General features: G+C 63.4%; 3 protein-coding genes and 2 pseudogenes. 2 read left to right on the top strand and 3 right to left on the bottom strand.

Annotated features, from left to right (window positions below; all coding sequences use genetic code 11):
• Positions 1–115: 115 nt before the first annotated feature.
• Complete coding sequence (locus C9413_RS26185; RefSeq protein WP_039846799.1) at positions 116–499, bottom strand: YciI family protein; 384 nt, start codon at positions 497–499, stop codon at positions 116–118.
• A 370-nt stretch (positions 500–869) separates the two neighbouring features.
• Here C9413_RS26185 and C9413_RS33835 point away from each other — a divergent pair.
• Positions 870–1,009, top strand: a pseudogene (locus tag C9413_RS33835) (xanthine dehydrogenase family protein subunit M); the annotation flags it as partial.
• Positions 1,010–1,199: 190 nt separating this feature from the next.
• On the opposite strand, the pseudogene C9413_RS26175 reads toward C9413_RS33835, so the two are convergent.
• Positions 1,200–1,856: pseudogene (locus C9413_RS26175) on the bottom strand (dihydrofolate reductase family protein); the annotation flags it as partial.
• 221 nt (positions 1,857–2,077) lie between these two features.
• Here C9413_RS26175 and uvrB point away from each other — a divergent pair.
• Positions 2,078–5,152, top strand: coding sequence for an excinuclease ABC subunit UvrB (gene uvrB, locus C9413_RS26170; RefSeq protein WP_170251100.1), 3,075 nt, complete (start codon positions 2,078–2,080; stop codon positions 5,150–5,152).
• A 283-nt stretch (positions 5,153–5,435) separates the two neighbouring features.
• Here uvrB and C9413_RS26165 read toward each other — a convergent pair whose 3' ends face one another.
• Positions 5,436–6,041 carry a J domain-containing protein gene (locus C9413_RS26165; RefSeq protein ID WP_028739613.1) on the bottom strand — a complete coding sequence of 202 codons (606 nt, stop codon included), beginning with the start codon at positions 6,039–6,041 and terminating at the stop codon, positions 5,436–5,438.
• Between the last annotated feature and the right edge of the window lie 113 nt (positions 6,042–6,154).

Here is a 6,154-nt window from a genome sequence, read left to right as displayed (position 1 = left end):
CCCAGCTGTTACCTCCAAACCGCCCGGCCCCCAGGGGCCATGCCCACATGCCGCCGCCTTCACCACCGAGGACGCCGGTATAGCGCTGCTACTGCCACCGCCTTCAGCTCGGGTGCTAAACTTCGTCCCGCGATGCCAGTGGCGCACCAGGGAGATAAAGCGAGATCGGCCGGATTTCATAGACTGCGGAGGGATTGGCGCGGCGCAGGTCGCGCGCTGCGGCGACGGCTGCCTCAAGCGTTGGATAATCCACGACGTAAAAGCCGAGCAATTGCTCCTTGGTTTCAGCAAATGGGCCGTCGGTGATCATGCCGGCACCCGTCCCCCGCAAGGTCACGGCGCGCCCTGTCGGGCCGAGCCGCGCAGCCGGTCCCAGATGCTTCTCCTCGACGAGGCGATCATTGACCTGGAGCAATTCGCTCATCAGCGCCGCATCCTCCTCTTTGGTCCAGGATTCGACCACTTTCTCGTCGTGATAGGCCAGGATGGCGTAAAGCATGGAATGTCCCTCCTTGTGCGTCATTTTCCGCCACTTGAACGTCATCGCACACAATCCTCGCAGTCCAAGCGGATTCGCCTGAAGCCAGAAGCTGAATGCATGCGACGATTACATAGGATTGATATCTGGCGAGCAAGTTCGCCCGATTCAAATACTGCGGTCTCGTGGCGCAAAACCCGTCCCATCGCAATCCACTCAGCAATACATCTTAACGCACTAAAAGGTTGTGATAGCCGTTAGATGTGGATTGGTATGTCTGCTTGAAGGAGAAGACAATGACCGGAGTTTCGGCCGATGCTGTGGTGGGCTTGGCGCGATCCGAAGCGGGCGACGAGTAAGAACGTGCAGCCGAACGTCATCATCATGACCGGCAGCAGAGCAACTGCGGAATATGGCCTCGATGGGCGGAATCTTCTGCAGCGGGTGCGCTGTCCCTATTTCCGCATGCTCGATGTCGGCTGCAACAAGCGCATGCCCGGCTCGGGCTGCGCCGCCATCGATGGGTTGAATGAAAGGGCTGGGCGAGATTGCATTGGTGGGAACCGCACCGGCGATTGCGAACGCGGTATTCCACGCAACGGGCAAACGCGTGCGGACCCTGCCGATCCACATCGAGGGCGTCCTGACCGCATAAACGGCGACTGTCCCTCCGCGCCGAAGGTGGGACCCCCGCGCCTGTCAAGCGCACCCGTTCGCCGCAGCTCAGGTTCCTGCGGCGCTTAAGCTCCGCCGCGGTCGGCTGTTCGAATTCGAATGAGCCGGTGACGACGTCGCCGTTGCGGACGTATTTGTTGATCGTGACACCGGATCCGGAGACCTTCGATCCGACGAGTTTCAGCGCGCCCGAAACGGCTCCGTCGCCGAACAATCTCTTGCCCTTCCCGAGCACGACCGGAAAGATGAAGACATTGATTTCATCGACCAGGTCGTTTTTGAACAGGGTCTGCAGAAAGTCGGTCGAGCCCTGAGTCAGCAGATCCGGCCCCTCCCCGCTTTTCAGCGTCCTGAGTGCGCCGACTGCGTCGGCCCCGAGCACCCGGCTGTTCTGCCAGCTGAGCTTGAAGTCCGGATTGCGGGTCGCGACATATTTGGTGATGTGGTCGAACAGCGGGCCGATCGGATCGTCGGCCGCGACATAGGGCCAATGCGCGGCGAAAATATCGTAGGTCTTGCGGCCGAGCAGAAGATCGAAGGGCCGGGCGAACATCTCGCCCACGGCCTTTCCCATCGCCTCGTCAAAATAAGGGGCAACCCAGCCGCCATACTTGAAGCCCCCGACGGGATCCTCGTCCGGGCCGCCCGGAGCCTGCATGACGCCGTCGAGACTGACAAATGCACCGGTGATGATCTTCCTCATATCTGCTCTCCTTTTGGCGCCCCTGGCCCATTACATGCCCCAGGTATAGGCCCCGTTACATGCCAAGGACGTGGGGCAGTCGTCCCGTGCCGACAACGGCAGAAAAAAATTGGGCCGGAAAAATTGATCGGCACTATTCACCAAATCCGAACGATTTATTCGTTTCCCTTTTGTACTCTTTGCCTCTTCCCTTTAGCGCTGACTCTCTCCATATTCCGCCCATGGCCAAATCGACGAAGAAATTCCCCGCCCCGAACGGCTTCGAGGAAGCCCCGCAGTCGTCCATTGAAGGCGCTCCATTGGAGGGCTCCGTCGCCGACTGGGTGAAGCAGCTCGAGGCCGATGCCGAGGCGTCGAGCGTCGAGACGCAGCGCGAGATAGCGTCCAAGGCCGGCAAGCACCGCAAGAAGGTGGAGATCGCCGCCTCGAAATCGGCGCGCGGCACCTCGATGGGCGGTTCGACCGATCCGAAGACGCGCGCCGCCGCCGGCCTCAATCCGGTCTCCGGCATGGATACGACACTGGAGGAGGCCTCGCAGCTTTCGGCCGGCACCGCCGTCACGGCCACGGTCGAGGCGCTTTCGGCGCTCATCGAGTCCGGCAATCCACTTCACAAGAACGGCAAGATCTGGACGCCGCACCGCCCGGCCCGGCCGGAGAAATCCGAAGGCGGAATCACCATCCGCATGGCTTCGGACTACCAGCCCGCCGGCGATCAGCCGGCCGCCATCAAGGACCTCGTCGAGGGTCTGGTAAACGGCGATCGCTCGCAGGTGTTGCTCGGCGTCACCGGCTCGGGCAAGACCTTCACCATGGCCAAGGTGATCGAGGCGACACAACGCCCCGCCGTCATCCTGGCGCCCAACAAGACGCTCGCCGCCCAACTCTATTCCGAGTTCAAGAACTTCTTCCCCGACAACGCCGTCGAATATTTCGTCTCCTACTACGACTACTACCAGCCGGAGGCCTACGTCCCGCGCTCCGACACCTATATCGAGAAGGAATCCTCGATCAACGAGCAGATCGACCGCATGCGCCACTCGGCGACGCGCTCGCTGCTGGAGCGCGACGACTGCATCATCGTCGCTTCCGTCTCCTGCATCTACGGTATCGGCTCGGTCGAGACCTACACCGCCATGACTTTCCAGATGTCGGTCGGCGACCGTCTCGACCAGCGCCAGCTGCTCGCCGATCTCGTCGCCCAGCAATACAAGCGCCGCGACATGGATTTCCAGCGCGGCTCGTTCCGGGTCCGCGGCGACACGATCGAGCTCTTCCCGGCGCACCTCGAAGATGCTGCTTGGCGTATAAGCATGTTCGGCGACGAGATCGACGCCATCACCGAGTTCGACCCGCTGACCGGCCAGAAGACCGGCGACCTGAAATCGGTCAAGATCTACGCCAATTCGCACTATGTCACACCACGCCCCACCCTCAACGGCGCCATCAAGGCGATCAAGGAGGAGCTGAGGCTCCGCCTCGCCGAGCTGGAAAAGGCCGGCCGCCTGCTGGAGGCCCAGCGCCTGGAGCAGCGCACCCGCTACGACATCGAGATGCTGGAGGCCACCGGCTCGTGCGCCGGCATCGAGAACTATTCGCGCTACCTGACGGGGCGCGCCCCCGGCGACCCGCCGCCCACCCTCTTCGAGTACATCCCCGACAACGCCTTGCTCTTCATCGACGAGAGCCACGTCACCGTGCCGCAGATAGGGGGCATGTACCGCGGCGACTTCCGCCGCAAGGCGACGCTCGCCGAATACGGCTTCCGCCTGCCGTCCTGCATGGACAACCGCCCGCTGCGCTTCGAGGAATGGGATGCGATGCGCCCGGACACGGTCGCTGTCTCCGCCACGCCGGGCGGCTGGGAGATGGAGCAGGCCGGCGGCGTCTTCGCCGAACGGTTCACCCCCCCGCCCGGCCTCACCGACCCGCCGGTGGAAGTCCGCTCCGCCCGCTCCCAGGTCGACGACGTGCTCGGCGAAATCCGCGAGACTGCCGCCAAGGGCTACCGCACCCTCGTCACAGTGCTCACCAAGCGCATGGCCGAGGACCTCACCGAATACCTGCATGAGCAGGGCGTGCGTGTCCGCTACATGCATTCCGACATCGACACGCTTGAGCGCATCGAGATCATCCGCGACCTGCGCCTCGGCGCCTTCGACGTGCTGGTCGGCATCAACCTTTTACGCGAGGGCCTCGATATCCCCGAATGCGGCTTCGTCGCCATCCTCGACGCCGACAAGGAGGGCTTCCTGCGCTCCGAAACCTCGCTGATCCAGACGATCGGCCGCGCCGCGCGCAACGTCGACGGCAAGGTGATCCTCTATGCCGACACCGTCACCGGCTCGATGAAGCGCGCCATGGAGGAAACCAGCCGGCGCCGCGAAAAGCAGGTGCTCTACAACGAGGAACACGGCATCACCCCGGAATCGGTGAAGGCCCGCATTTCCGATATCCTCGATTCGGTCTACGAACGTGACCACGTCCGCGCCGACATCTCCGGCGTCTCCGGCAAGGGTTTTGCCGACGGCGGCAATCTCGTCGGCAACAACTTGGCTGCTCATCTCAACGCGCTGGAAAAACAGATGCGCGACGCTGCCGCCGACCTCGATTTCGAAAAAGCCGCCCGCCTCCGCGACGAAATCAAACGCCTCAAGGCCGCAGAGCTGGCGGTCATGGACGACCCGATGGCCCGCGAGGAGTCTAGGGCGATGGAGGGCGGACGTAAGGATGCTTCGAGGCTCCGGTCTTCGACCTCCGCGCCTCAGCATGGGGATGGAGCAAGCCGTGCCGCAACTGGCGCCAGAAGAAGCCCTCATGGTGAGGAGGCTCAAAGGACCGTTTTGAACCACGAGGGCGGGCGTGGAACCTCCTCCTTCGCCAAACCCAGCCTCGACGACATGGGACCCGGCACCGACACCGCAATACCGCTCTTCCGCAAGCCCGATCTGGATGAAATGGGCCGCGACGTCGCCGAACCCGCGAGGAAGCCCCTTTTCCGCAAAAACACCCTCGACGAAATGACCGTCGGCCGCACCGAAAAACCGGTCGCCGGCAAGCTGCCGATAAAGCCGGATGCCGCAAAGAGCACGAAGCCCTTCTCACCGCGGGAAGAAGGCCAGCCGGAACGCGCCGCCCTGCCCTCCTCTCCGTCATCCTCGGGCTTGACCCGAGGATCCAGCGATGACCCCCGCCCCCTCGTCCGCGGCAAAACGGGCGCCGGCTCCTACGAGGAGCCTGCGGATCAGAAGCGCAAGGGCCGGACGAAGGGCAAGACCGGGCGTCCGGGCCGCTGAACTTCCTCCCATCCCGGACCCGGTGCGGGCTCCAGCCACCGAGAGTCGGCGCAACCTTTTTCTATGCACCCTTCAGCCAAACCACTGATCGATGTGCAGCACCTGGTCGAAATCGTTGTCGATCACGACATGCGAAAGCAGCTTCCGACCGACGGACCATAATGTGCGCATATATCCGTATCCGCATGCCTGCGATGCGCCTGCGAGGATCAATATCCAGAATGGGACGTTAGCGTGGATCCTCGGGTCAAGCCTGAGGATGACCGGCAGCCGTGGAGCGCCCCTACTCCGCAGCCTCCCCCCGCCGCTCCGTCACCGTCACCATCGCCACCATTTCCACCTCGTAGGAATACCCCTCGAGCATCTGATAGGCATGCTCGATCGCCTCGATCTGGCCTTCCGCCTTGCGGATGGCGTCGGTGATCGACTGGCTGCGGGCGCGCAGCATGGAGCCGAGCACGTCGGTTTCCGGGCGACGGCCGAGGCGGTCGATGTGCTGGCGCACGCGGTTGCGGTGGCGCTCGAGCTCCAGGATGTGGAAGCGGTTCTTGACGATGTCGTCGGAGAGTTTTCTGCGCATGGCCGCCACCGCGTCGAAGCTACCGGGCTCGCGCTCGTCGAGGATGACGTCGTTGACGAGCTTTTCCAGCATCAGCACGCCTTCGAGGTCCTTGGGGTCGGCAAGCTGCGGATCGTAGCCGGTGTCGTCGTAGACGCGGCGGCGCACCGGGTCCTTCAAGAGTTCGTAGGCGGTCTGCAACCGGCCGAAATGCTCCGCATCGCCGCCCGAGTCGGGATGCGCGGTCTTGGCGGCCTTTCGCCAGGCGCTTCGGATCGCCTGCTCGCCGGCGTCGCGGTCAAGTCCAAGCAAAATATAGGGATCGATCAAACCGCCCACCTGTCCTTTAGCATTCACCCGTCCCCACTCCCGTGACCTACTCCCTCGGCCCTCCGGCATCAAGCCCGAATCGCCCGCGCCCGCCCTCTTCGGGTCCAGCCGGG

Origin of the sequence: Rhizobium sp. SEMIA 4085 (genome assembly GCF_013004495.1) — a bacterium.
Classification (GTDB): domain Bacteria; phylum Pseudomonadota; class Alphaproteobacteria; order Rhizobiales; family Rhizobiaceae; genus Rhizobium; species Rhizobium gallicum.
Note: the sequence above shows the minus strand (reverse complement) of the source record. Positions and strands in the feature narration are given on the sequence as shown.